This is a genomic window from Buttiauxella cochleicola, from assembly GCF_021282405.1.
Classification (GTDB): Bacteria; Pseudomonadota; Gammaproteobacteria; order Enterobacterales; family Enterobacteriaceae; genus Buttiauxella; species Buttiauxella massiliensis.
This window is the reverse complement of sequence record NZ_JAJSOU010000001.1, coordinates 91,316-116,354: the sequence shown is the minus strand read 5'-3', so window position 1 is coordinate 116,354 and position 25,039 is coordinate 91,316. Positions and strand designations below refer to the sequence as shown.

The 25,039-nt window shown below is 48.6% G+C and carries 23 protein-coding genes; 11 read left to right on the top strand and 12 right to left on the bottom strand.

Features of this window, described 5'->3' with window-relative positions:
• Positions 1–42: 42 nt before the first annotated feature.
• The 6 genes from fucO to LVQ79_RS00475 all read left to right on the top strand — a co-directional run bounded on the left by fucO (position 43) and on the right by LVQ79_RS00475 (position 6,356).
• Complete coding sequence (gene fucO / locus LVQ79_RS00500; RefSeq protein ID WP_232863502.1) at positions 43–1,212, top strand: lactaldehyde reductase; 1,170 nt, start codon at positions 43–45, stop codon at positions 1,210–1,212.
• A 16-nt stretch (positions 1,213–1,228) separates the two neighbouring features.
• Entirely contained in the window at positions 1,229–2,146 is a 918-nt protein-coding gene (locus LVQ79_RS00495; RefSeq protein WP_232863501.1) for a dihydrodipicolinate synthase family protein, read from the top strand.
• A gap of 4 nt (positions 2,147–2,150) precedes the next feature.
• A complete protein-coding gene (locus tag LVQ79_RS00490; RefSeq protein ID WP_232863500.1) occupies positions 2,151–2,483 on the top strand; it encodes an L-rhamnose mutarotase in 333 nt (110 codons plus the stop codon).
• Between the two features lie 100 nt (positions 2,484–2,583).
• The gene (locus LVQ79_RS00485; RefSeq protein ID WP_232863499.1) at positions 2,584–4,104 is read left to right on the top strand and encodes a carbohydrate porin; all 1,521 of its coding nucleotides are present in this window, start codon (positions 2,584–2,586) and stop codon (positions 4,102–4,104) included.
• Positions 4,105–4,329: 225 nt separating this feature from the next.
• On the top strand, positions 4,330–5,460 hold the full coding sequence (locus tag LVQ79_RS00480; RefSeq protein ID WP_232863498.1) for a Gfo/Idh/MocA family protein: 1,131 nt from the start codon (positions 4,330–4,332) through the stop codon (positions 5,458–5,460).
• Positions 5,457–6,356, top strand: coding sequence for a sugar phosphate isomerase/epimerase family protein (locus tag LVQ79_RS00475; protein ID WP_232863497.1), 900 nt, complete (start codon positions 5,457–5,459; stop codon positions 6,354–6,356). The genes LVQ79_RS00480 and LVQ79_RS00475 overlap by 4 nt, the downstream gene beginning before the upstream one ends.
• A gap of 186 nt (positions 6,357–6,542) precedes the next feature.
• Here LVQ79_RS00475 and LVQ79_RS00470 read toward each other — a convergent pair whose 3' ends face one another.
• The 3 genes from LVQ79_RS00470 to LVQ79_RS00460 form a co-directional block, all read right to left on the bottom strand.
• Positions 6,543–7,631: an FUSC family protein gene (locus LVQ79_RS00470; protein ID WP_232863496.1), complete on the bottom strand. Its 1,089-nt coding sequence runs from the start codon at positions 7,629–7,631 to the stop codon at positions 6,543–6,545.
• 157 nt (positions 7,632–7,788) lie between these two features.
• Complete coding sequence (locus tag LVQ79_RS00465) at positions 7,789–8,700, bottom strand: LysR family transcriptional regulator (RefSeq protein ID WP_232863495.1); 912 nt, start codon at positions 8,698–8,700, stop codon at positions 7,789–7,791.
• Positions 8,701–8,792: 92 nt separating this feature from the next.
• On the bottom strand, positions 8,793–8,996 hold the full coding sequence (locus tag LVQ79_RS00460) for a hypothetical protein (protein ID WP_232863494.1): 204 nt from the start codon (positions 8,994–8,996) through the stop codon (positions 8,793–8,795).
• 561 nt (positions 8,997–9,557) lie between these two features.
• Here LVQ79_RS00460 and paoA point away from each other — a divergent pair.
• The 4 genes from paoA to LVQ79_RS00440 all read left to right on the top strand — a co-directional run bounded on the left by paoA (position 9,558) and on the right by LVQ79_RS00440 (position 13,791).
• A complete protein-coding gene (gene paoA, locus LVQ79_RS00455) occupies positions 9,558–10,181 on the top strand; it encodes an aldehyde dehydrogenase iron-sulfur subunit PaoA (RefSeq protein WP_255668710.1) in 624 nt (207 codons plus the stop codon).
• Positions 10,178–11,128 (top strand): FAD binding domain-containing protein, encoded by a 951-nt coding sequence (locus LVQ79_RS00450; protein WP_232863493.1) that lies wholly within the window; start codon positions 10,178–10,180, stop codon positions 11,126–11,128. The genes paoA and LVQ79_RS00450 overlap by 4 nt, the downstream gene beginning before the upstream one ends.
• 4 nt (positions 11,129–11,132) lie before the next feature.
• The gene (gene paoC, locus LVQ79_RS00445) at positions 11,133–13,331 is read left to right on the top strand and encodes an aldehyde oxidoreductase molybdenum-binding subunit PaoC (protein WP_232863492.1); all 2,199 of its coding nucleotides are present in this window, start codon (positions 11,133–11,135) and stop codon (positions 13,329–13,331) included.
• 211 nt (positions 13,332–13,542) lie between these two features.
• Positions 13,543–13,791, top strand: a complete 249-nt coding sequence (locus LVQ79_RS00440) for an ElaB/YgaM/YqjD family protein (RefSeq protein WP_064511796.1) — start codon at positions 13,543–13,545, stop codon at positions 13,789–13,791.
• A 59-nt stretch (positions 13,792–13,850) separates the two neighbouring features.
• On the opposite strand, the gene nlpA is transcribed toward LVQ79_RS00440, so the two are convergent.
• From nlpA to arnB, 8 genes are all read right to left on the bottom strand, one after another.
• Positions 13,851–14,666: a lipoprotein NlpA gene (gene nlpA / locus LVQ79_RS00435; protein ID WP_232863491.1), complete on the bottom strand. Its 816-nt coding sequence runs from the start codon at positions 14,664–14,666 to the stop codon at positions 13,851–13,853.
• Positions 14,667–14,780: 114 nt separating this feature from the next.
• Positions 14,781–15,161, bottom strand: a complete 381-nt coding sequence (arnF, locus tag LVQ79_RS00430) for a 4-amino-4-deoxy-L-arabinose-phosphoundecaprenol flippase subunit ArnF (RefSeq protein WP_232863490.1) — start codon at positions 15,159–15,161, stop codon at positions 14,781–14,783.
• Entirely contained in the window at positions 15,161–15,484 is a 324-nt protein-coding gene (arnE, locus tag LVQ79_RS00425; RefSeq protein WP_134182216.1) for a 4-amino-4-deoxy-L-arabinose-phosphoundecaprenol flippase subunit ArnE, read from the bottom strand. Before arnE ends, arnF begins: the two co-directional genes overlap by 1 nt.
• A complete protein-coding gene (arnT, locus tag LVQ79_RS00420; RefSeq protein ID WP_232863489.1) occupies positions 15,481–17,142 on the bottom strand; it encodes a lipid IV(A) 4-amino-4-deoxy-L-arabinosyltransferase in 1,662 nt (553 codons plus the stop codon). Before arnT ends, arnE begins: the two co-directional genes overlap by 4 nt.
• A gap of 4 nt (positions 17,143–17,146) precedes the next feature.
• Complete coding sequence (gene arnD / locus LVQ79_RS00415) at positions 17,147–18,043, bottom strand: 4-deoxy-4-formamido-L-arabinose-phosphoundecaprenol deformylase (protein WP_232863488.1); 897 nt, start codon at positions 18,041–18,043, stop codon at positions 17,147–17,149.
• Positions 18,040–20,022, bottom strand: a complete 1,983-nt coding sequence (gene arnA, locus LVQ79_RS00410) for a bifunctional UDP-4-amino-4-deoxy-L-arabinose formyltransferase/UDP-glucuronic acid oxidase ArnA (protein WP_232863487.1) — start codon at positions 20,020–20,022, stop codon at positions 18,040–18,042. The genes arnD and arnA overlap by 4 nt, the downstream gene beginning before the upstream one ends.
• Positions 20,019–21,002: an undecaprenyl-phosphate 4-deoxy-4-formamido-L-arabinose transferase gene (gene arnC, locus LVQ79_RS00405; RefSeq protein ID WP_232863486.1), complete on the bottom strand. Its 984-nt coding sequence runs from the start codon at positions 21,000–21,002 to the stop codon at positions 20,019–20,021. Before arnC ends, arnA begins: the two co-directional genes overlap by 4 nt.
• Before the next feature lies 1 nt (position 21,003).
• Entirely contained in the window at positions 21,004–22,143 is a 1,140-nt protein-coding gene (arnB, locus tag LVQ79_RS00400) for a UDP-4-amino-4-deoxy-L-arabinose aminotransferase (RefSeq protein ID WP_232863485.1), read from the bottom strand.
• A gap of 441 nt (positions 22,144–22,584) precedes the next feature.
• On the opposite strand from arnB, the gene LVQ79_RS00395 reads away from it, so the two are divergent.
• The gene (locus tag LVQ79_RS00395; RefSeq protein ID WP_232863484.1) at positions 22,585–24,204 is read left to right on the top strand and encodes a phosphoethanolamine transferase; all 1,620 of its coding nucleotides are present in this window, start codon (positions 22,585–22,587) and stop codon (positions 24,202–24,204) included.
• A gap of 19 nt (positions 24,205–24,223) precedes the next feature.
• On the opposite strand, the gene LVQ79_RS00390 is transcribed toward LVQ79_RS00395, so the two are convergent.
• A complete protein-coding gene (locus tag LVQ79_RS00390; protein ID WP_232863483.1) occupies positions 24,224–24,781 on the bottom strand; it encodes a helix-turn-helix domain-containing protein in 558 nt (185 codons plus the stop codon).
• Between the last annotated feature and the right edge of the window lie 258 nt (positions 24,782–25,039).

Here is a 25,039-nt window from a genome sequence, read left to right as displayed (position 1 = left end):
GCGAGCGCCTTCGCCTGCGCTTAACGACAAGGAGCAGTAATAATGTCACAACGAATGATATTAAATGAAACATCCTGGTTCGGGCGTGGAAGTCGCAATCAGCTGATTGCAGAAATTGAGCGTCGTGGATTTAAAAAAGCGTTGGTCGTCACTGATTCAGGGCTGGTGAAATGCGGGATCGTCGGGAAGATCACCGAGTTACTCGATAATGCCGATAAAGCCTGGTCACTTTATGATGGCGTCGTCCCTAACCCGGGAATTAACGTGGTGAAACATGGCGTTGAGGCTTTCCGCCAATGCGATGCCGATTATCTGATTGCCATCGGCGGCGGTTCACCACAAGACACCAGCAAAGCGATTGGCATCATTATTAACAATCCTGAATTTGCAGACGTTCGCAGTCTGGAAGGATTCACACCCACCACCAAACCCTGCGTGCCAATTATCGCCATCCCTACCACGGCAGGCACTGCGGCAGAAGTTACCATCAATTACGTGATAACCGACGAAGAAAAGCAGCGTAAATTTGTCTGTATAGACCCGCACGATATTCCACTGGTCGCTATTGTTGATGCCGACTTAATGGATGCCATGCCCGCGACGCTAAAAGCCGCAACCGGAATTGATGCACTCACCCACGCAATCGAAGGATATATCACCCTGGGAGCATGGGCGCTAACAGACGCACTCCATCTAAAAGCGATTGAGCTTATCGCGCAATCGCTGCGTCAATCCGTTGCAGGACAGCCCGAAGCGGTAGAACAAATGGCTCTCGCGCAATACATAGCCGGAATGGGTTTCTCGAATGTTGGGTTAGGACTGGTTCACGGTATGGCTCACCCGCTTGGTGCCTTTTACAACACGCCTCACGGCGTCGCGAATGCGGTTCTGCTGCCCTGGATAATGGAATGGAATGCTGATTTTACCGGTGAAAAATACCGTGATATCGCGCGAGTGATGGGTGTTGAGCACGCCAGTACGTTACCGTTGGCTGAGGTTCGCCAAGCTGCGGTAAATGCCGTCTGGCAGTTAAATAAAGATGTGGATATCCCGGCATCTCTGCGCGAAGTGGGCGTGAAAGAAAAAGATATTTTGACACTCTCACAAGCAGCGCTGGACGATATTTGTACCAGTGGCAACCCACGCGCGGTCACGCTTGAGGCGATAGTCTCGCTTTACCAACAAGCATTCCATGGACCACGTATTCAATAACCTGCTGGAGAAAATCATGAGTCAGCCTCGTTTTAGTGGTGTCATTCCCCCGGTTCCCACTGTGTTTAATGAACAGGGTGAATTTGATAGCGTTGCACAAGCGATACTCATTGAGCATTTGCTGTCATCGCCAGTCGATGGCCTGTTTTTCCTCGGCAGCGCCGGAGAATTCGCCCATATGTCGGAAGCCCAGCGCACGCAAGTTGCTGAGTTTTGCGTACGCCAGGTGGCCGGCAGAAAACCCGTATTGATCGGTATCGCTTACTGTGGCACGCAACAAACGATTGATGCCGGTCTGCATGCCCAGCAAATTGGTGCGAGTGGCGCTGTGGTGGTTAACCCATGGTACAACCCGCTCAGTGAAGCGAACCTGCTAAACCACTACAAAACGATCGCCAATGCACTTGAATTGCCGATTATTCTCTACAACTTCCCTGCGCTGACCGGGCAACCGCTTCCTGTTAACGTGATCCGCGAACTGGCGTTGAGCTGTCCCAACATTGTCGGCCTTAAAGATACCGTCGATACCTTATCGCATATCCGCGAGACGATTCATGCAGTGAAACCGCACCGCCCTGACTTCGCCATTTTCGCCGGTTATGACGAGTACCTGCTAGGCACCTTGATTCTTGGGGGTGACGGTTGTATCCCGGCTAGCGCGAACTTTGCACCCCAACTCACCTGCGGAATTCTTGACGCGTTCCGTAAACAAGATTTCTCGCGAGCAGTTGAATTGCAGCAGTCGCTTTCCTGGATACCGCCTCTTTATAGTATGGATTTGCCATTCTATAACGCAGTGAAATATGCCTTGCAGTTAATTGGGCTAGATATACCTGTGCATTCACTGCCTCCGGCATCCCCATTAACAGAAGAAATGAAAATTGAAATAAAAAATATTCTGCTACGCGCAGGAGTTATTAATAATAAGGAATAGGCCCATGAGTAAATTACGCCGTTTCGGCTGTGTTGTTCAGGTCAGGCCTGAGAAGCTGGAATATTATAAAGCGTTACATGCTAACCCGTGGCCTGAAGTCAATGCCATGATTAAAGAATGTAACTTACGTAACTTCTCTATTTATTATAAAAATGGATTACTGTTCAGTTATCTTGAATATATGGGTGACGATTACGAAGCCGATCAGAAAAAGATGGCTGCACACCTGAAAACTCAAGAGTGGTGGCAAGAAACTGGCCCCTGCCAGAAGCCACTAGATGGAGAGCCAGAAGGAACTCTATGGGTTGAGATGGAAGAAATATATCACCTCGATTAACTGAAAAATAAAATAAATAAACCCTGCGCTTGCGCCATTTAACTGGCGCAGGGCTTTTCATTACCTTTTTTATATCTGACAAACGATTGACGAGAATAATATGAAAATGACTTCTGCTGCACTTATAGGCTGCGGGCTTATAAATATATTATCGATTCCTCATGTCATTGCCGCCCCTGGATTAACCATTGAAGAACGCCTTAATCAATTAGAATTACGACTGCAAAAAGCAGAATCCCGAGCCACTATTGCCGAGCAAAAGAATGAACAATTACAGGCTCAAATACAACACAGCGAACAACAAGCTCAACAGGCGCAAAAAACGACGCAGGATTTAGAAAAACGCACCAAACATATTGAGAAAGTCACCCCGGATGACAATGGTTATTTCGAACTTCATGGCTACGCGCGTTCAGGAATGATGACAACACAAAATGCCCGTCACGCCCAGGGTGGCCCTTATTTGACCCCTGCAGGGCAAACAGGTGGCGCGGTTGGGCGTCTTGGTAATGAACCAGATACCTACGTCGAAGTTTATCTGGAGAAAAAACAACGCCTTGATAACGGCGCAACAACACGCTTTATGACGATGATCGCCGATCAGCAAAAGAGTTATAACGACTGGACAGCAGACTCCAGCACTTTAAACGTCAGCCAGGTGTTCGCGGAAATTGCCTCCTTGCCAAGTTTTACCGGTATTTTTAAAGACACTACGTTATGGGCTGGTAAACGAGTGGATCGTGATAATTTTGAAATCCCATGGCTTGATTCAAAATTTATCGCACTAAATGGTACGGGTGGCGGTATTTACGACATCAAGTGGAGTGACGACATCCACAGTAATTTTTCATTTATTGGTCGTAGTTTTGGTGACGTAGACATCGTAAATAATGACGTTCAGAACTATATCCTGACGGCAAATAACTACGTTGGCCCAGTGCAGTTATATGTCAGTGGAATGAAAGCTAAAGATAATGATGAACGACAAATCCCGAACGGAATAAAAGTCTTTAATGCGGCAGACCAGGGTTACACCACATTGCTGGGCTACAAAACCGATAGCTTCTATGGCCTGACTAAAGGTGAATCACGCAGTGCTATTTCCTGGGGGCAAGGCCTGGGTGCCGAAGTTAAAAATATCGGTACAGACCCTGCATTACTATCGGATGCGAAAACGCTGCGCCTGGCAAGCTACGGTATCGTGAATCTTGCCAAAGACTGGGATTTTGCCCCTTCTGTGCTGGCACAGCATAGTAGCGATCGTTACGTAAAAAATGATGACTACCGCTGGATCACCCTTAATGGTCGCTTAATGCAAAATATCACCGAAAACTTTGTATTAGGATACGAAGCCTCCTGGCAATATATGGATTTAGACCCGAATGGTTATCTTGATTACCAGAAAGTCCACGGTAACTTTTACAAGCTGACCTTTGCCCCAACCTTCCGCGCTGACAATATTTCGCCATTCTTCAGCCGTCCTGAATTGCGCTTCTTCGCAACCTGGATGAACTGGGATAAATCGCTGGATAATTACAGCCCGCACGATACGCTCGGCGAGAAAGACTTTACTGCCGGTGGCGAGTGGAGTTTCGGGATTCAAATGGAAACCTTCTTTTAACAGTAATCTTGCGGCCTCTGGTAATCAGAGGCTGTTTTATTCCCCCCCGCTAGCCCTTTGCAAAATATTCGCACCATAAACTGGTGTATTTATGAACTGACTCACATAACCATTGCCCTGAGATTTGCATCCATGTTGTGGAGAATTCCACCTATGACACTATTTGGCACTGCAGTCTAAAGTGAATCCATCTCTCTCAACTTCACCGCGATTACTGAGGGTTCTATGGATACTTTATTACGTCAATTAGAGCACGCCACGCGACCCGTTCTTCCAAAACGACCGGATTATAAAATCGGGATTATTGGTGCCGGTTTTATTGTTGAACATTGCCACCTGGTGGCATACCAAAAAGCGGGTTTCACAACATACGCCATTACCTCCAGAGAACAGACACATTGTCATCGGCTCGCTGAGTTGTTTGGTATCGAAAAGGTCTATACCACCTGGCAGGAGATGGTCTGCGATCCGCAAATCGAGATTGTAGATATTGCCGTTCCACCCCATGTGCAACTCGAGATTGTGCGCTTTATTTGTGGGCCAGATTCTCCAGCCAAACACATCAAAGGGATTCTTTGCCAAAAACCTCTCGCAATGTCTTTGGAAGATGGACAAGAGATTGTCCGACTTAGTGAAAAAAGTGGCATCCCTGTCGCGGTAAATTCGAATATGCGCTATGACCCGTCGATACGCGCATTGAAATACATTATTGAGAATCAACTGATTGGTACCCCGGTAATTGCCAGTATTGATATGCGTGCAATTCCTGACTGGCAGATCTTTTTACAGCAATATAAAAGGCTTGAGCTGTATGCCATGGCTATCCACCACATTGATGCTTTCCGGTTTTTATTTGGCGACCCTGTAAAAGTCACCGCAGTATGCCGGACTGACCCACGCACTTCATTTGAACATACCGATGGGATCACCCAATACACCTTCCAGTACGCGAACGGCCTGATTGCAACAAGCCTTGATGATGTGTGGGCGTGGCCAGGTGAGCCATGTGCCAAAAATAATTACATCAACTGGCGCGTTGAAGGAACGGCAGGTCTTACCGAAGGCGATTTTGGCTGGCATCGCCGCGAACCGGAATATTGTGGCAGCACATTGAAACTGGCCTCGCACTATTATCCAGGGCAATGGATATCACCCCAATGGGAAAGGCAATGGTTCCCTGATGCCTTCATCGGCACCATGGCAAATTTAATGTGCGCCATTGAAGATCATGTTCCACCACAAATTAGTGCAAAAGATAATCTCAAGACCCTGGCTTGCATTGAAGCAAGCTATGTCTCTATTCAGGAAGAACGAACTGTCTATCTCAACGAAATATTACCGGAGAATACACAATGATTAACGTTGGCATATTTACAGGTTATTACCCCTACACCCTGAGTGAGACTATCCATAAAATTAAGCAGGCGGGTATGGGCTGTGTGCAATTAGACCTTGAGTTTACTGATGTTGATTTACGGCGCGGGCATATTACTCCGGCAAAAGCACATCAGGTACGCGATGCTTTTCGCCGCGCTTCGCTGCCTATCGTAGCTATTTCCGCCTATACCAACTTAGTCCACCCTGACTTGCAAAAACGTGCAGAAAATATTGCCGCAGTGAAGGAAATCCTCGCCCACGCACGTGACTTTGGCACCCCTTATGTGATCAGTGAAACGGGCACCTACAACACAGACAGCGATTGGCTTTACGATCCGAAAAACAGCACCGAAGAGGCTTATCAGGAATTTAAAGCCATCGCCAAAGAGTTAGCGACTTTTGCTTATGAGCACAACGCTGTGTTCCTGGTCGAAAACTACGTCAATAATATCATCGGCTCTGTTAGCCAGGTCGCCCGGTTAATGCGCGAAGTTGACCATCCAGGTTTAGGCCTGGCGCTGGACCCAACCAACTATTTTGATGATAAAAATATCGACGCTATTGATGAAACCCTCTATAGCATTTTTGATGTGCTGGAAAGCAAAATCAAAATTGCCCATGCCAAAGACTGCATACGTACCGATGCGGTTGCCGAAAAGTTTGGCGGCGGCGCAGCTGAACATAACAGCTTCCGTGGCGCAGGTTCGGTGGAATTGCCAGCCGCCGGATTAGGCTCGCTGAATTACCCACTCTATGTAGAACTGTTAGCGCAAAAATACCCGAATATTCCGCTGATCATCGAACATGTTGATGAGCATGATATTTCCCGAGCTAAAAGCTTTGTGGACGAGGTTTTAATGATGACAGGTGGCTAAGCTTTTTCCCGGAGGCCTGTTTAAAGGCCTCCTATTTGGAGCAAAAATATTGAGGTATGAAAATAATCTGCACCCTACCTAAATCACTTTCTTGCATATATGAAAACCCCATCCCACAGTGCCAGGTATCAAAACGAGCCTGGTGTCTGAAATGATTCTACTGAGCTTTGGTTCACCCCAGATGTATTAACCTCTCTGCTCTGTTAAAGCATGAGTGATTAAAGTTGATAGTTTTTCAAGCTTGAGAGCAAGTTGAAGGCTCAACCAGACATACCCGTGGATAGCATTTTCAACGACCTCATCCCCCGGATGGGCTACTAACAACTCATGCAATTCTTTCGTTATATCAGTCAAACGCTCGCTATTTGCCACCGCGGGTGATGGATTTCCCTCATGCAGAGCCATGGCCAGTGTTTGCAACGTTTTCTGAGTCATCTGCTGCACTTGTGCAAGAGTGCGCGAATTCAGAATAAGAAAGCGGCTGCTGCGCGAGGCCCAATGAGCATTAGACTGTAATACTTGCGTAGCGATCATATCTCGGGCAATGGACTGAATCTCGTTTAGAAGCTCTTTAGATATTCCAGCCTCTCGACTTGCCGGCATAATCAGGTTGCGCATATTCACCACATTCCCGAGTATTCGTGAGTCCAGTTTCGTCAGGTTTGGCCGACTCAGAACATTCCAGGAGAAGCCCGTAGCATTTATTTTCGAAAAATCAGTCAAAAAATTCGCTAACTGGATACGCCAGTGAATAAAGGCCCGTTGCGGGTAGATACTGGTAAAAAGCATTGCCAGAATACAGCCAAGGATAATATTTGTACTACGCCATAATGCAGTTTGAAAATCACCAGCCGGAGCACTACTTACTACCGCCATTGTGATACCAATAAGCAAGGCGGCATATGGACGCTTACTCATTGTTAAATAACCACATATAAATAGTGCACAACCGCACCATGCCATCATTAAAGGCAATGAGTACATTTCAATATGCAAGGCGATGATACCCAATATCGCACCGGTTAACGTACCTGCCATACGTTCAAATGCGCGAGGAATAACATTCCCCCAAAAGCTTATTGGCCCCATAACCACCACGAGTGTAATAAGTGGCCAGGAATGGTCTGGTAAATTCGCCATCCTGATTATCAGGAATGTCAATACGAACGCTACAGCGATGCGGATGCCATGTATTATGCGGTAATTGTGATGAATATATAATTCCCGAGGGCCTATCGGCCTGTCACGATGCACCGAAAAAATAGATTTCTTCATTCACTCTTTACTCTGGATAAACAGTACCATGGCAATAAAAATTGACATGCACACTCGATCACCCTGTATTTAAGCTATTGCTTTGAATTCCATAGATTGAACGATACCTGTCGAATGCAAGACAGATACCGTTTTATTTATATATTAAGCGATTTCTTTATTCATCAGACATTATTTCAGCCTGTGCTGCAGCGACATTATTAATAAACTTTTTCACAATTGGCGAGCGCTCATGTACCCGGCTGACTAACGCCAATGGAATATAAGCTCCCTCTTCCGTGATATCATAAAATGCAACACCGGATGATGAGTGACTCATGGCTTTCATTGATGAGGGAACAATCGAGATTCCAACGCCTGCAGAAACCAGATTAATAATGGATGATAATTGTGGTGCAGTTTGCTTCACCGTTGGGACACAACCTGCTTTTTCAAACAACGCAACGATTGTGTCATGCAGGTGCACACTGTAATCTCGCGGACACAGAATCATCTCTTCATTTGCCAACTGATTCAATGTGATATGACTTTGCGCGATATACGGATGTTGCTCAGGCAACACAATTGCCAAAGGCTCCTGGAGAATTAAATGAAGTTCCAGCAGTTCACTATAAAGATGGTCAGTACGGACAAAAGCCACATCAATAGCGCCATTTTCTACGGCTTTAATGAGATTATCGGTATGCGCCTCATCTAATTGCAGGCTGACGTTTTTGTAATCGCTTTTAAATTTTTTAATACTACGCGTGACCACGGAATTAAATGACGAAGATGAAGTAAAACCAACTTTAAGCACCCCAAGTTCGCCACGCGAAGCGAGAAGTGCTGATGATTTTGCTTCTTCTACCAAACCCGGCAACACTTTTACCGCATCATAAAATGCGGTTCCCGCGGAGGTTAATTCAACGCCTCGGGCGATGCGATGAAACAATTTGGTACCAATTTCATTTTCCAGATCTCGTATTTGTATACTGAGAGGCGGTTGGCCAATACCCAGCACTTCTGCTGCATAGGTAAAGCTTTTGGCATCGGCAACGGCCAGAAAATAACGAATATGTCTTAACTCCATTCGCATGCCTATTAAATCAATATTAATTAAAGCGGATTAGATTCTTAAAGATTCTATTGCAACCAGATGATGACCGTATATCTGAAACAAAATTATAGATGGCTCGTAGGTATATATTTAACCCAACACTCTTCGTGCTTATCGGTAGTAGGTTCTTTTTTGTAAACACGATAACCAATTGAAAATGCCCATTCTAATGCGGAATTATAATCATCAAATGTCGATAACTGTTTATCTTCTACACGAACGACAATATTTCCGTCACTATTTTTTTCCACGAATGCATTTTTAATCATGAAAATTAACCTCGTTACATCTGCGTAATATAGTTAAAACCGCGTATTGATCACACCGGTAGGCGATGAGCTGAATATATATATCCCCCTATCCTCAAGCAATGATATGGCGCATAGCTTTGGTATATATATTTTATATGGATGGTATGATTTTGATACAGATCATGAATGCTCATTTGTTGTGATTCGGTGAGTGTGGTGAGCATTTTATGTTAATCACCTTTCACTTCAGCATTAAGCAATGGCAGCCACACTATCTCTGTGTCCGCACAACATGCATGTCATCTCTGGCAGAGTATGCGGTTAGTTATGGATACGCCGCTTGTAACCCCCCTCTTGGCAGAATTCAGGAATAATCCCAACGCCTGCGCCGTCTATGCTTAATAGTTCGTTATAAAAATTTGAGCATCGCAGAGACTTCCATTTTCCTGGTTCAATCTTTCGAACACTGGAGGCGGTATGAGCAACCATGACCATGAAGCGAATAAAAGGCACTTGTATAGTGCAAGCAGCAACAGCAGCGGTAATCACTACCTCAATATTGAGTATTATGGCTTTCGCCTGACCAGGCGGGAGCTTCTCAAGGTTGGTGTTGTGTCGGCCGCGACCGTGGCGATGACGCCATCTCACGCTTTTGGATCGAGCGCAAATACCACCACTCCCCCGCCTGAATTGGCGCGCGTAACATTAAATGTTAACGGCGAATCCCACCAACTGGACGTTGATACGCGAACCACACTGTTGGACGCGCTGCGCGAAAACCTGCATCTTACCGGGACCAAAAAAGGGTGCGACCACGGCCAGTGTGGCGCATGTACAGTGATCGTCGACGGTCGACGGATAAACGCCTGCCTGACCCTTGCCGTGATGCAGCAGGATGCCGAAATCACCACCATTGAAGGTCTCGGTAAACCGGATAACTTGCACCCTATGCAGGCCGCTTTCATCAAGCATGACGGTTTTCAATGTGGGTACTGCACACCTGGGCAAATTTGCTCCTCCGTTATGGTCCTAAAAGAGCTCGAAATGGGCATTCCAAGCCACGTCACCTCCGATTTGAATTCACCTCCTCAGGCCACCGCCGACGAAATACGTGAACGCATGAGCGGCAACATCTGCCGCTGCGGTGCTTATTCCAACATTCTTGCGGCCATTGAAGATGTGGCAGGGAGGCAAAAATCATGAAAGCTTTTACTTTTGAGCGAGTGAAAACCCCGGCTGAAGCGGCTACGAGCGCCCAACGTAATCCTGGTGCCAAATTTATTGCCGGGGGAACGAATCTTCTTGATTTGATGAAGCTTGAAATAGAGACACCAACCCATCTGATTGACGTGAACGCTCTTATGCTGAACAAAATTGAGTCAACGGACGAGGGTGACCTGCGCATTGGCGCGCTGGTGCGCAATACAGATCTCGCGGCAGATACGCGTATTCGTCGCGACTATGCGGTACTTTCCCGAGCGCTGCTCGCGGGAGCATCAGGCCAGTTGCGCAATCAGGCAACCACTGCTGGTAATTTGCTCCAACGCACGCGTTGCCCCTACTTTTATGATACCAATCAACCTTGTAATAAGCGGCTTCCCGGCAGTGGATGTGCCGCTCTTGAGGGTTTTAGCCGCCAGCATGCGGTGGTCGGGGCCAGCCGAGCCTGTATCGCAACCCATCCCAGCGATATGGCCGTCGCCATGCGCCTGCTCGATGCTGCGGTCGAGACGGTCAGTCCCAACGGACAGGTACGCAAAATCCCATTGGCAGATTTCTATCGCGCACCGGGTAACACACCGCATCTGGAAACAGCACTCACTTCAGGTGAACTGATCACTGCCGTTACCTTGCCTCCACCTCTGGGCGGCACACATATCTATCGCAAAGTTCGAGACCGCGCCTCCTACGCCTTTGCTCTGGTTTCGGTTGCCGCAATTGTGCAGCCCGATGGCACCGGACGTGTAGCTCTTGGTGGTGTTGCGCACAAACCGTGGCGGCTTGAAGAAGCTGATCAACTGTTGAGCAATGGTAGCCAAAAGGTTTATGAGCGGCTATTCGCCGATGCGCACCCTACTCCTGAAAACGAGTTCAAACTGATACTGGCGCAGCGCACGCTCGCCTCGGTATTAATGCAAGCACGGGGATAAGCCAATGAAATTTGATACTCCGGCAAAAGATAATCCAATCGACCAGCTCAACGTTGTGGGGCAGCCCCATGATCGTATTGATGGCCACCTGAAAACGACCGGCACTGCTCACTATGCCTACGAATGGCATAACGAAGCAGCCAATGTGGCATATGGCTATGTGGTGGGCTCCGCCATTGCTAAAGGGCATATCAACTCAATTGATTTAGAAGCTGCCCGCGCAGCCCCTGGCGTGATTACTATTGTGACTGTGGATAATGCAGGCCCGCTTGGAAAAGGTGAAAAAAACCCGGCAAAGCTACTCGCAGGCCCGACGATTGAACACTATCACCAGGCCATTGCCGTGGTGGTCGCAGAAACCTTCGAGCAGGCTCGTGCGGCGTCAGAACTGATTAAGGTCGATTACCGCCGCGAACAGGGTGTATACAATCTTGCCGAGGAAAAACCCGCCGTCACCACCGCATCTGAAGAAGAGCCGGACAAATCAACAGGTGATTTTGCCAGTGCTTTCGCCGCTTCTGCGGTGCAGTTTGATGCCACCTACACCACCCCAGACCAAAGCCACATGGCGATGGAACCACACGCCTCTATGGCTGCGTGGGATGGAAATAAGCTTACCTTATGGACCTCCAATCAGATGATTGACTGGTGTCGTAGTGACCTGGCTAAAACTCTGAAACTCCCCAAAGAAGATATAAGGGTTTATTCACCCTATATTGGCGGTGGTTTTGGCGGGAAGCTGTTCCTACGTAGCGATGCGCTGCTGGCAGCACTTGGTGCTCGCGCAGCAAAACGCCCCGTCAAAATTGCTTTGCAAAGACCCTTGATTCCCAATAACACCACTCATCGCCCGGCAACTATTCAGCATATTCAAATCGGTACGGATAAAACCGGGCGGATTAGCGCAATCTCACATGAGAGTTGTTCCGGTAATCTTGCTGGAGGCCCATCGGAAACAGCCGTTCAGCAAAGTGAGTTGTTATACGCAGGTGCCAACCGCCATACCGGGCTGCGTCTGGCCAAACTTGACCTGCCAGAAGGCAATGCCATGCGTGCGCCAGGAGAGGCGCCGGGATTAATGGCGCTGGAAATCGCTATTGATGAGGTGGCCGCCACAGTGGGGATCGACCCGGTTGAGTTTCGCATTCTCAACGATACCCAGGTTGACCCTGCCAACCCTGAGCGATTTTTTTCGCGCCGCCAGTTGGTTGAATGCCTGCGTACCGGAGCCGACCGCTTTGGCTGGAAGCAGCGCAAAGTTCAGCCTGCGCAAGTCCGCGATGGGCACTGGCTTGTCGGCATGGGTGTTGCGGCAGGTTTTCGTAACAACCTGGTGATGAAATCGGGCGCGCGCGTTCATCTTGATGCACAGGGTATCGTCACCGTTGAAACCGATATGACGGATATCGGCACTGGCAGTTACACTATCATTGCCCAGACAGCAGCTGAAATGTTGGGCGTACCGCTGGAAAAAGTCGTGGTGCGGCTGGGGGATTCCGATTTCCCGGTTTCGGCAGGCTCAGGCGGCCAATGGGGTGCCAATAGTTCAACGGCCGGGGTTTATGCCGCCTGTGTGAAGTTGCGCGAGGCCGTGGCAAACAAACTGGGCTTTGACCCGCAACAGGCAGTGTTTGGTAATGAACAAATACGCCAGGGTGACCGCTCAACCCCTCTTAAGGAGGCCGCCGCAACGGGGATAATAACGGTTGAGGATGACATTGAATTTGGTGAGCTCGAAAAGAAATTCCAGCAATCCACTTTTGCAGCACATTTCGTTGAAGTCGGAGTGGATATTGCAACCGGTGAAACGCGCGTTCGCCGAATGTTAGCAGTGTGCGCTGCTGGCCGAATTCTTAACCCTAAAACAGCCCGCAGCCAGGTTATTGGTGCGATGACCATGGGGATCGGGGCCGCGCTAATGGAGGAGTTAGCCGTCGATACCAGGTTAGGCTATTTCGTTAACCACGACCTTGCAGGCTATGAAGTACCGGTACATGCCGATATCCCCGTGCAGGAGGTGATTTTCCTCGACGATACCGATCCTGTCTCCTCACCCATGAAAGCCAAAGGTGTCGGTGAACTGGGGTTGTGTGGCGTGAGCGCTGCCATCGCCAATGCCGTCTATAACGCGACAGGAGTGCGGGTGAGAGATTATCCCGTTACGCTCGATAAGATCCTGAAAGGGCTGCCCGAGTTAATTTGATACGCTTTTTCTGTCTCTGAAAACAGGCAACTGCGAGAAGGAGCAGTTGCCTGTTTTCCTGCCATTTAGACTAATCACCGCTAACGCTATGCCGGGATAAAACGCCCACTTAGCGAGATTTTCTCACATTGTCTGAATTCTCGGTTTAAAACATTTCTCTCCGGTTCTCTCAACTACACTTAGTTGCGCAATTAAATCTAAGGAGCTCAGTATGTTTGACAAAACAACAGACAAACTCAACGAAGCAGCAGGCACTGCCAGGGAGTTATATGGCAGACATACCAATAACCCTGATGATGAATTTAAGGGTGCGGCCAGAAAGTATGCGTCGCAAGCCAGTTACGCAGTAAGAGATGCAACAGATAATGTGCGGGATCAGGTGTCAACCAACCCTATTGCCGGTTTAGCGATTGCCGCGGCGGTTGGTGTGGTATTTGGCTTCTTGCTGGGTCGTAAATAACAAAATGGGCTGTTAGCAACAGCCCATCAATCTACTCGTTTTTGCAATGACTTCAGTGATTACCAGCTAGGAACAGCCCCACCATTAAAGATTTTTTCGGCCGCTTTCGCCACCTCTGGTGACTGATAAGATTGCAGGAACTCTTTCACATTTTCCGCATCTTTGTTGTCTTCACGTGCAACCAGGATGTTCACATATGGCGAGTTTTTATCTTCGATAAAGACGCTATCATGCACCGGCGACAAGCCTGTTTGCTGGATGTAAGTCGTACTAATTATCGCCACATCAACTTTCGCATCGTCCAACACTCGCGGTAACTGTGCTCCTTCAAGCTCCATAATGTTCAGATGGCGCGGGTTTTCAGTAATATCCAACGCGGTCGGCAGCAGTCCTTTCCCCTCTTTCAGGGTGATAAGCTTTTCTTTTTGCAGCAGCAGAAGAGCACGCCCCAGATTGGTTGGGTCATTCGGGATTGCAACAGTGGCACCGTCTTGTAATTGATCTACCGTCTTAATTTTTTTCGAATAACCGGCCATCGGAAACACGAAGGTATTACCCACCGCCACTAATTTGTAGTTATGTGCTTTGTTGTCTTGCTCGAGGAATGGGCGATGCTGGAAAACGTTAGCATCTAACTCTGCATGGTTGGTGGAGTCATTTGGTAGCAATGAACCGCTAAACCCGACCAACTCCACTTCCAGGCCATACTTCTCTTTAGCGACTTTTTTCGCGACTTCCGCCACATCCTGCTCTGCGCCGTTAATCACACCAACTTTAATATGTTTCGCATTACTGCTTTGTTGGTCACAGCCCGCCAGCATCAAACCTGCCAGCAAGACAGCCCCAATCCGTAAGTGAGGTATTGTCAATCGCACGCTTTTTTCCTTAAAAAATAACTGCCAATGTGTAATGAAACGACTATAGCAGGATGCCTGTTGTGGTTTATAAAACCAAAAAGGTATCAGTTAGAAGAAAAAAGCATATTTAGATTATCGCTTTTTTTCTGGCAGACAAACCAACAGCAATCCGATGAAAATCACGCTCACGCCGACAAGTTTGCCCATACTGAAACTCTCGCCCAGCCACGGAACCCAGATAGCCGCAGCCCACACCAGAACGTAACTTAGACTCAGTAGCGGGTAAGCTTTACTCAGCGCTATTTGCCGCAATGCAAAAAACCAACAGGCCATTGAAAAGACATAGGCAAGTAACCCGGCGATTAATGCTTGTGCGCCAGGGGTTGCACTCATAAAAGCGGCAAGCAGTTCGTCGTGCTTTTCAACCGGTGGCAATGCCATCATCGCCCATTTCATGATGAGCTGCGCGCAACTGACTAACAGCACGCTCATCAATGCCCAGAAGTAGCCCATCAGGCAGCCCCTCCCAGAATGGAGATCCCGACGATAATCAACAAAATGCCCAACCAATGCCGAAGCGAAACAACCTCATGCCAGATAAAACGCGCGGCAAGGGTGATAAAGATGAAATTCAGGCTTAGCATCGGATAGGCCACGCTGACGGGAATGCGCTGTAACACCAGCAACCACAACAGCATAGCGCAACCGAGTAACGTAACGCTTAATGCCAGCCAGCCGAATAAGTGGCGACGACCAGGTCGCCAGGTGGCCTGTTTTTGGCAAAGCTGGCCTCCACAACTCAATAGGCTGGCCAGCACAATCAGCAAATAACTCATGGCGTTTGTTCGTAGAAGAAGAGAACGAAGCGCCCTTTGCGATAGAGTTGGTCTGGCGCTGGTACATCATTATCTTCTGGCACTTTATTTTTCGACAGCAACATAACCAAAGAAACATTCCCGTCTTTACGGTGAGTTGCCAGCCAGTGGGCAAAGTCTTCGCGAGAGACAAAGTTATCTTTGGCATCAGCGAAGTTTGTCAGGCCGTAGTTCAGCTCACCTGGTTTTGCATACATCGTAATGTCATCACGCTTTAGCTCCCAGGCAATACCGGCACCCACGCCAACACTATCGGCAAGAATATAGCGGCTGCTCTCCAGTTCCGGGCGTACCACATCGATAAAGGGCTGCGGAAGTTTAGAATCGATAACTTTGTCTGGAACAACCCCGCCAACCAGCAGTGCCAGGCCAAGCGGACACAGCGCGGCCCACTGCCAGAGTTTCGCGTGGTTGCGCGTGGTGAAATACCCTACCAGCGTCCAAACCAGAAACGCGATGCTGGCCTGGATTACTTTGAGTACTTCATTGCTGGCATAGACCGGATGTTTCGCAAGCCCCCATGGTGCCAGCACCAGCAGGATAACCAGCGTACAAATCCCACCAAAAACAGTGTTGATCCAACCATTCACTTTTAAAGTTTTTGATGACGCAGCCAGTTGTGTCGCATGGCGTGCCAGCAAGATGGCCAGCGGTGCGAAGCACGGCAGAATATAGGTGGGCAGCTTGCCTTTCGCGATACTGAAAAACAGCAGCGGCATGACCACCCAACCCAGGACATAAAGCATTCCGCTCTCTATTTTGCGCTCTTGCCAGCCACGCTTTAGCGCGCCAGGCAACAAAGCAACCCACGGCAAACATCCGGCAATCAGGAACGGGATGTAATACCAGAATGGCGCTTTATGCTGCGCATCTTTCTCAGCAAAGCGTTGGATATGCTCAACCCAGAAGAAATAGTGCCAGAAAGTTGGCTCCGCTTTAGCGATAGCCAGTGCCCATGGCAAGGTAATGGCAATCGCACTCAATACTGCAAGTGGTCCAAACAACAGCACCTCTTTCCAGCGTTTTTGGGCAATCACCCACGGCAATACACCTAATACTGGGACCGCCAGCGCCAGAAAACCTTTTGTCATGACTCCCATGCCGCAAGCCAGGCCGAGCAGCAGATAGCCTCCTGCTTTTGCCACCGTCGTTTGCGCATTTGTCGCCCACCAGAAACTGCACATAGCAGCCACCAGCCACAGCGTGATCATCGGGTCGAGAACCGCATAGGTGCCGACACCATAAACCAGCAAACAGGTGAGGAAAATCACACCGGACATAACCGCCGTGGCTTTATCACGCCATAAACGAAATGCCAGCCAGGTGACTAACAATGCGCTAATCGTGATAGAAAACACCGAGCCAAAACGTACCGCAAAGTTGTTATGGCCGAAGAGCATTTGGCTGAGGTTATTGATCCAGTATCCAGCGACCGGTTTTTCAAAATAACGTACATCCAGAAAATGCGGGACAATCCAGTTCCCCGCAGCCAGCATTTCACGGCTGATTTCCGCATAGCGGGTTTCATCCGGTTGCCAGAGCGCGCGAAACTCAATGGGAAGCAGGTAAAGCAGAGCAAAACCCAATAACAGAACTAGCGAATACTTTGCTGATTTCATCTGTTTAACGCTCGATTAATTGTTGGCTTCCTAACCAGCCTTCTCGGCCAGCAATAACACCGCGCACCACTTTGCCCGACGGCAGCGTGGACAAATCCTCCGGCAACAGTTCGCTTAATGGGCAGAACTGAATCCCTTCAAGTGCGGCCATGGTGAGCAATTCGCTAAAGTCTTTACGCATCACAATACCTTCCACTTCGGCGTGGATGGTGTACACCGGCGTGCCAGCGTCTTGTTTGATGCGGTCGAGAATAAAACCGTTGTAGCCTTCACGGCTGACGCCATCACCAATCACTTCATCCCAGGTCGGGAGCGTCACCGGGATTTGCACTGTCCCAAAGCTGCCGTCGGGTAAAAGTGGCCGAAACGGCGTGGTGCCGCGACAGTCGCTGTTGTAGCTAAAACCAAACCGTTCTTTTGCCCGCACCACGAGCTGATCGGCGCGCCAGCCCGCGACAGCGGAACACGTCACTGGCTGCTGGATAATCTGACTCAACGCATCCAACCCAAGCTGAATTTGCTTCTCGAGTTGCGCGGTATCCCAGACACCCGCCCAGGTTTGCCAGGCAAAGTGATCCCAGGCGTGCAGGCCGACTTCATGGTGATCGGCTGCCGCCGCAATAATATCTGCATTACCTGCGCCGATTTTACGACCCGGCCACGCCGTACCCGCCAGCAGAATATCCCAACCGTAGAGCGATGCTGCTTTTGAGCGCAGCATCTTCCACATAAATTGCGGTTTCACCAGCCGCCATAAATGGCGGCCCATGTTATCCGGGCCAACGCTGAAGAAAAATGTGGCCTGAATACCGTGCAAACTTAAGATCTCAAGAAGATGCGCAACCCCCTGTTGGGTGCCTCGCCATGTATCTACATCAATGCGCAGGCCAACTTTTCTCATGCCTGAGGTTCCGTCAGTTCAACTGTTTTAAGGAAGAAATCCAGGGTCTCATCAATGGTTTGTTCCATCTCAACCGTTGGTTTCCAGTTTATTAAGCGATGAGCATTGCGGATGCTCGGCTTGCGATGCTCCACATCCTGATAACCTTTACCGTAATAAGTGCTGCTTTCCACTTCGCGAAAACCGGCAAACGGCGGAAAATGGCTACGTAATGGGTGTTTTTCAAAGCTCTCCAGCAGCATTTGCGCCAGTTCTTTAATGCTCGCTTCGTTATCGGGGTTGCCAATGTTGATGATTTGCCCATCACAGTTGCTGTTTTTGTTCTCGATAATGCGGAACAACGCTTCGATGCCGTCGCTGATATCAGTAAAGCAGCGTTTTTGTTTACCACCATCAATCAGCTTAATCGGCGAACCTTCTACCAGGTTAAGAATCAATTGAGTAATTGCGCGCGAGCTACCGATACGTGCGGCATTAAGGTTATCCAGGCGCGGCCCCATCCAGTTAAACGGACGGAATAACGTGAAGCGCAAGCCCTCTTTTTCGCCATACGCCCAGATAACGCGGTCAAGAAGTTGTTTTGAAACCGAGTAAATCCAGCGCTGTTTATTGATAGGCCCAACAATCAGGTTCGAGTTATCTTCATCGAACACTTTATCGGTGCTCATACCATAAACTTCGGACGTAGATGGGAAGATAATGCGCTTCTGGTATTTCACACAGTCGCGGATGATTTTCAGGTTTTCTTCAAAATCCAACTCGAACACGCGCAGTGGGTTACGGGTGTATTCAATGGGTGTAGCGATGGCAACCAGCGGCAGCACGACATCACATTTCTTAATATGATATTCAATCCATTCGGAGTGAATGCTGATATCACCTTCTACAAAGTGGAAACGCTCATTGCCGATAAAACGGCTGATAGCGTCGGAGCCGATATCCAGGCCGTAAACTTCGAAGTTATCGTCCTGCAACAGGCGTTCGGTCAGGTGGTTGCCGATAAAACCATTCACCCCGAGGATCAGCACGCGAGTGCGACGTTTTATTGCTGATACCGGTTGGTTACTGAGCAATGCACCCGCCATCAGGCCAAGGGTTTGCGCCAGTTGTGAACCCTGCATGTAGACGCCGTTTTCGGTTTGACCGGTAACGATTTCCAGTGCACCGCCACCGGTGGCAATGATAAGCGGACTTACGGATAGCACTGTTCCCGCTTTCGCCGGCTGAAACCCTTCGAGCACGCGCCCTTTCCAGACAACAAATTTAGCGCCACCCACATAGCTAAATGCACCTGGCCACGGGTCGGTCACCGCGCGAATCAGATTATCAATCTCATGAGCCGGGGAATGCCAGTTGATGCAGCCATCCTGCGGCGTGCGGCGGCCAAAAACTGTCGCTTTGCTGTGATCTTGCTCGACCTGCGGGAAATACCCGGTTTTGATCACCGGAAGAATACCTTCCAGCAGGTGAGACGCCGCTTTAGTCAATTTATGATGCAGCGTTAATGCCGTTTCTTCCGGGGCAATAGCCACTCGATGTTGCGCCACAATAGCACCGGCATCTGCACGGCTAACCATACGATGCAGCGTGACGCCCGTTTCAGTTTCGCCTTTCACCAGCACCCAGTTTAGCGGTGCACGGCCACGGTAATGCGGCAACAGCGAACCATGCAGGTTAAAAGCCCCTACCGTCGCGCTATTGAGAATTTCATCGCACAGCAAATTACGATAGTAAAACGAAAAAATCACATCAGGCTCAGCGGATTTAATACGGTCAACCCACAAAGGGTGATTCACATCATCCGGTGCATAAACAGGAATGCCATGTTCTGCGGCGGTACGAGCCACTGACCCAAAAAAATGGTTTTCAGAAGGTGAATCAGGGTGGGTGTAAATAGCTGTAATGTCATAACCGGCAGCTACCAGTGCATTAATGCCTGCACACCCAATGTCGTGATAAGCAAATACAACAGCTTTCATTGATGATTTTCCTTTGAAGTTGAGACTGAGTCGCGGCTAACTACGCGCTGAATAAAATAACGAGGGCGGGCGCGGACATCGGTATAAATTCGGCCGATGTATTCACCCAGCAGTCCCATGCCCACGAATTGCGCGCCGATGAACATAAACAGCACCGCAAACAGCATGAACACCCCTTCCGCCGCCCATTGCGGCCCGAAGGCAAGACGTAAAACAACCAGCAGAACTGAAAGCGTGAAGCCCAGCACCGCAATAATGCTGCCGAAAACACTCAGCATGCGCAGCGGCGTGGTGGTCAGGCAGGTCACCAGGTCGTACATAAGGTTAATTAAACGCATAAAGCTGTATTTGGAATCACCAAACTCGCGCTCGGCGTGATGCACCGGAATCTCGGTCGCTTTACGGGCAAAGGTGTTTGCCAGAATAGGAATAAAAGTGCTGCGTTCATGGCAATTAAGCATCGCGTCAATGATATGGCGGCGATAGGCGCGCAACATGCAGCCGTAATCCCCCATCGCTTTGCCAGTCGTGCTTTGAATCAGGCGATTAATCAGGCGTGAAGCTCGCTTACGGAACCAGGTATCCTGGCGGTTCTGGCGTACTGTCCCCACCACGTCGTAGCCTTCATCAGCTTTTGCCACCAGGCGCGGGATCTCTTCCGGCGGGTTTTGCAGATCAGCGTCGAGGGTAACAATCAAATCCCCGGTGACGTGGCTAAACCCGGCCATTATCGCGTTGTGTTGGCCGTAATTACGGTTGAGCAACACCGCAACAATATGGCTGCCGGGCAACTGGGCAGCATCAGTCAACATGGAGGCGGATTCATCGCTGCTGCCATCATCGACCAGCAAAATTTCGTAATCCTTACCCAAGGTTTCGCACGCGGCCGTAGTGCGCCTGATAAGCTCGGGTATGCTTTCTTGTTCGTTATAAACCGGGATAACCACAGAGACTTTGTGGATCGGTAAAGGGGTCATCATATTATTTTCCTGCAACTTCACGTAATGCATTGATTACGCGCGAGACGTCGTCATCGGACATCGTTGGAAATAACGGAATGGAGCAAATACGGTCGCTGTTCCATTCGGTATCAGGCAAAGAGAGTGTTGGGTAGCGTTCGCGGTAGTATTTCTGTGTATGAGCGGCCCGGAAATGCAGCCCAGTGCCAATTCCCTTCTCTTTTAAAGCCCCCATAAATTCATTGCGGGTAATTCCGCAACGAGATTCATCAATACGTAAAATAAAAAGATGCCAGGCGTGTTTATGTGCCCATTGAGGATGGATAAGCGGTAAATAAGGCGTATTGACCAACTCAGCTAAATAACGTTCAGCTATTTCAGTACGCCGCGCGTTATTTTGTTCAAGCTTGTTTAACTGCACCAGGGCAATTGCTGCATTAATATCGGCGAGATTGTATTTGTACCCTGGAGTGATCACTTCTGCCTGTGGAGCACGCCCTAATGTCTGGCGGTCAAAAGCATCAACACCGAGCCCGTGAAACTTCAGACTACGCATCCGGTTTGCAAGCTGCTCGTCGTCAGTGACAATCAATCCGCCTTCAGCACACGTCATGTTTTTAATGGCATGGAAGGAGAAAATTGCCGTCCCACGGTCGCCAATATGCTTGCCTTTATAGTGGGTTCCAGCGGCATGTGCTGCATCTTCAATTACAGGGATTCCGTGACGCTCACCTATCGCGCGGATAGCGTCGATATCTGCTGGAGCCCCGGCGTAGTGCACAGGAATAATGGCGCGCGTGCGTGGCGTAATCGCCCCTTCAATGCTTTGAGGCGTTACCATCAGGGTATCGCGGTCAACATCGATCATCACCGGTTCGGCACCTAACAACACAATCATGTTGAGAGTGGAAACCCAGGTCAAAGAAGGGGTAATCACTTCATCACCAGCCTGGATGCCCAATGCCATCAACGCCACATGCATGCCTGCCGTCGCGGAGCTGACTGCGATAGCGTGTTTATTGCCTGTTAACTCGCAAAATGCCTGTTCGAGCGCCTGATTTTTGGGGCCTGTTGTTATCCAACCAGACTGCAAAACTTCACTTACAGCAGCGAGTTCTTCTTGTCCCATAGCGGGCCGTGAGAAGGGCAGAAATTCACTCATTGGATATCCCTGTAATTAAGTAGAAACTTTATTAATCATGAAGCAGGTTAATTAAATAAAAGCACAACATGATTGATTCACAATGCTGCTATCTAAACCACTGTTAAATTAAAACCAACTTAGCAGAGATTTCTTAGGTCAATATTAAGATGTAAATAATTTGAATAAATAAACCGAGATAAACACCAGGCAATTAAGTTCACGGAATTGTCACAAAAACCAGAAAACCAAAAAGTTCCCCTCTCCTTTCTTTTATATGCATTCATTTAATAGCCGTTTAATTTTTATCTCATGGAATACATTAAGGTTAAATTAAGGTTGGTCATTAATAATCACACTCACACATACACCTCTGGTGGTCTATGGCAGAAATTCCGATGGCAAACCCATCCTGCTCGCCTGTGTATCAATAGTATAAAAATGAACCTGTTGGAGATGTTAATGCCCGTACTTTTCAGGATGAAGGTCATCCCGCTGATTTTACTGTTGGCGGTCGTCTTTGCCTTCTTACTCAACTGGCCCGTGTTACTGCATTTTTACGATATCTTGACCCATCTTGAGCATGTAAAAATCGGTTTCGTTATCTCCATACCTTTCGTGTTAGTTGCGGCTCTCAATTTTGTCTTCATGCCCTTCTCTATTCGTTTTCTATTGAAGCCATTTTTTGCCTTGCTGCTAATTACTGGCTCAATGGTCAGTTATTCGACGCTGAAATATAAAGTGATGTTTGATCAATCGATGATTGAAAACATCATTGAAACGAACCCGCAAGAAGCGCATTCCTATCTGAATGGTTCGATTATTTTATGGATTCTTTTGACCGGCGTACTGCCTGCTATCTTATTGTTTTTAATTAAAATTGAATATCCAGCAAAATGGTACAAAGGCATCGCATATCGCCTGCTGTCGATGGTGGCATCGCTGGCGCTTATTGCAGGTGTTGCAGCGCTTTACTACCAGGATTACGCCTCGGTTGGGCGTAACAACTCCACGCTCAACAAAGAAATTATCCCGGCTAACTACGTCTACAGTACCGTTCGCTATCTGAAGGATACGTACTTTACGACCAAAGAACCCTTCCAGTCGCTGGGCGATGATGCCAAACGGGTTGCCAATAAAGAAAAACCAACGCTGATGTTCCTGGTGATTGGTGAAACGGCCCGTAGCCAGAATTTCTCGATGAATGGTTATTCGCGAGATACCAACGCCTTTACCAGCAAGTCCGGTGGGGTTATCTCATTTAAAGATGTTCACTCCTGCGGTACCGCCACCGCTGTTTCCGTACCGTGCATGTTCTCGAATATGAACCGCACTGACTACGACGGTAAGAAAGCGTACAACAGCGACAACCTCCTCGACATTGTGCAGAAAACGGGGGTTTCACTGTTGTGGAAAGAGAACGATGGAGGCTGTAAAGGTGTGTGTAGCCGCATTCCGACTATCGAAATCAAGCCAACCGATAACCCGAAACTGTGTGATGGCGAAACCTGTTATGACGATGTGATGCTGGAAAATCTTGATGCTGAAGTGGCTAAAATGGCCGGAGACAAACTGGTCGCCTTCCATATGATTGGCAGCCATGGGCCGACCTATTACCAGCGTTACCCAGCAGAGCATCGCCACTTCATGCCGGAGTGTTCACGCAGTGATATTGAAAACTGTACCCAGGAGCAGTTGGTCAATACCTACGACAACACCATTCGCCACACTGACTATGTGTTAGCGCAAATGATTGAGAAGCTGAAAAAATACAGTGACAAGTACAATACCGTGCTGCTGTACGTTTCCGATCACGGTGAGTCATTAGGAGAAAGTGGCCTGTATCTGCACGGTACGCCGTACAAACTGGCCCCGGATCAGCAAACGCATATCCCAATGCAAGTGTGGATGTCACCGGGCTTTATCGCCGAGAAACACATCAACATCTCTTGTTTACAAGATAATGCGGCGAAAAAACCGTACTCCCATGACAACCTGTTCTCGTCGGTTCTCGGGATTTGGGACATCAGCACCAGTGTCTACCAGCCGGGCAGCGATTTATTCCGCGAATGCCGGGGTTAACTCACAGCGGGTAGAGGCATCAACAACCGCTCTCACAGTCCCGACCTTTATCCCGAAACTGCAAAGGAGATAGCTGGACATGATTCTTAAAGAATCGTGAGTAAACGGAATGCGAAGAGAACCCCAGGCAGTCGCTGATTTCCTGAATCGAGAGCGTCGATTCACGCAGCATACGCATCGACAGTAGCAACTGCTGCTGGTTTAGAAGCTGAGTGAACGTCGCTGACTCGAGTTGCAGGCGGCGGTTGAGCGTCCAGCGGCTAATCCGTAGCTCCTGGCATACCTTTTCCAGTATTGAGTTTGCTGAAGTTTCCTGCCCTGACAAATAACACTGTTCAATAATTGCATTCACCGCCGTGGTCAGCGGTGGCTCTTTGAAAATTTGTTTTTTGAGTGCGCTTACATGGCTCTTTTGTAAGCGATTTAGCAGCGGGTTAAATGAGGCGTTTTCACAATCCAGGTAGCGGTTTTCCAGAATAATGGCATCGTGCTCCTGGCGCAGCAAACAGGTTTTGTTAAACAGATCGTTCACCAGCGTCTGATGGTGAACCGCTGAGTCCGTAAGCTCTATTTGCATACTCATACCTGGGGAATAACTTTTCAATATACTGCCAAGCAACACCAGATTAAAGATGGCTGAAGGGTTATTAACAGAGTGTGGCGCACGGTTTTTATATCTTATGCGAGTATGTGACTGCCCTTTTTCTATAAAAAGATCATCACAATTGCCAATCAAAAACCGGTTATCCGAAAAACTCCATAATGCTGATTCCAGTGTTTTTTCATTCAGGCACAGACCTATTAACTCTGGAAAAATAGCATGGGAATGTTCAAC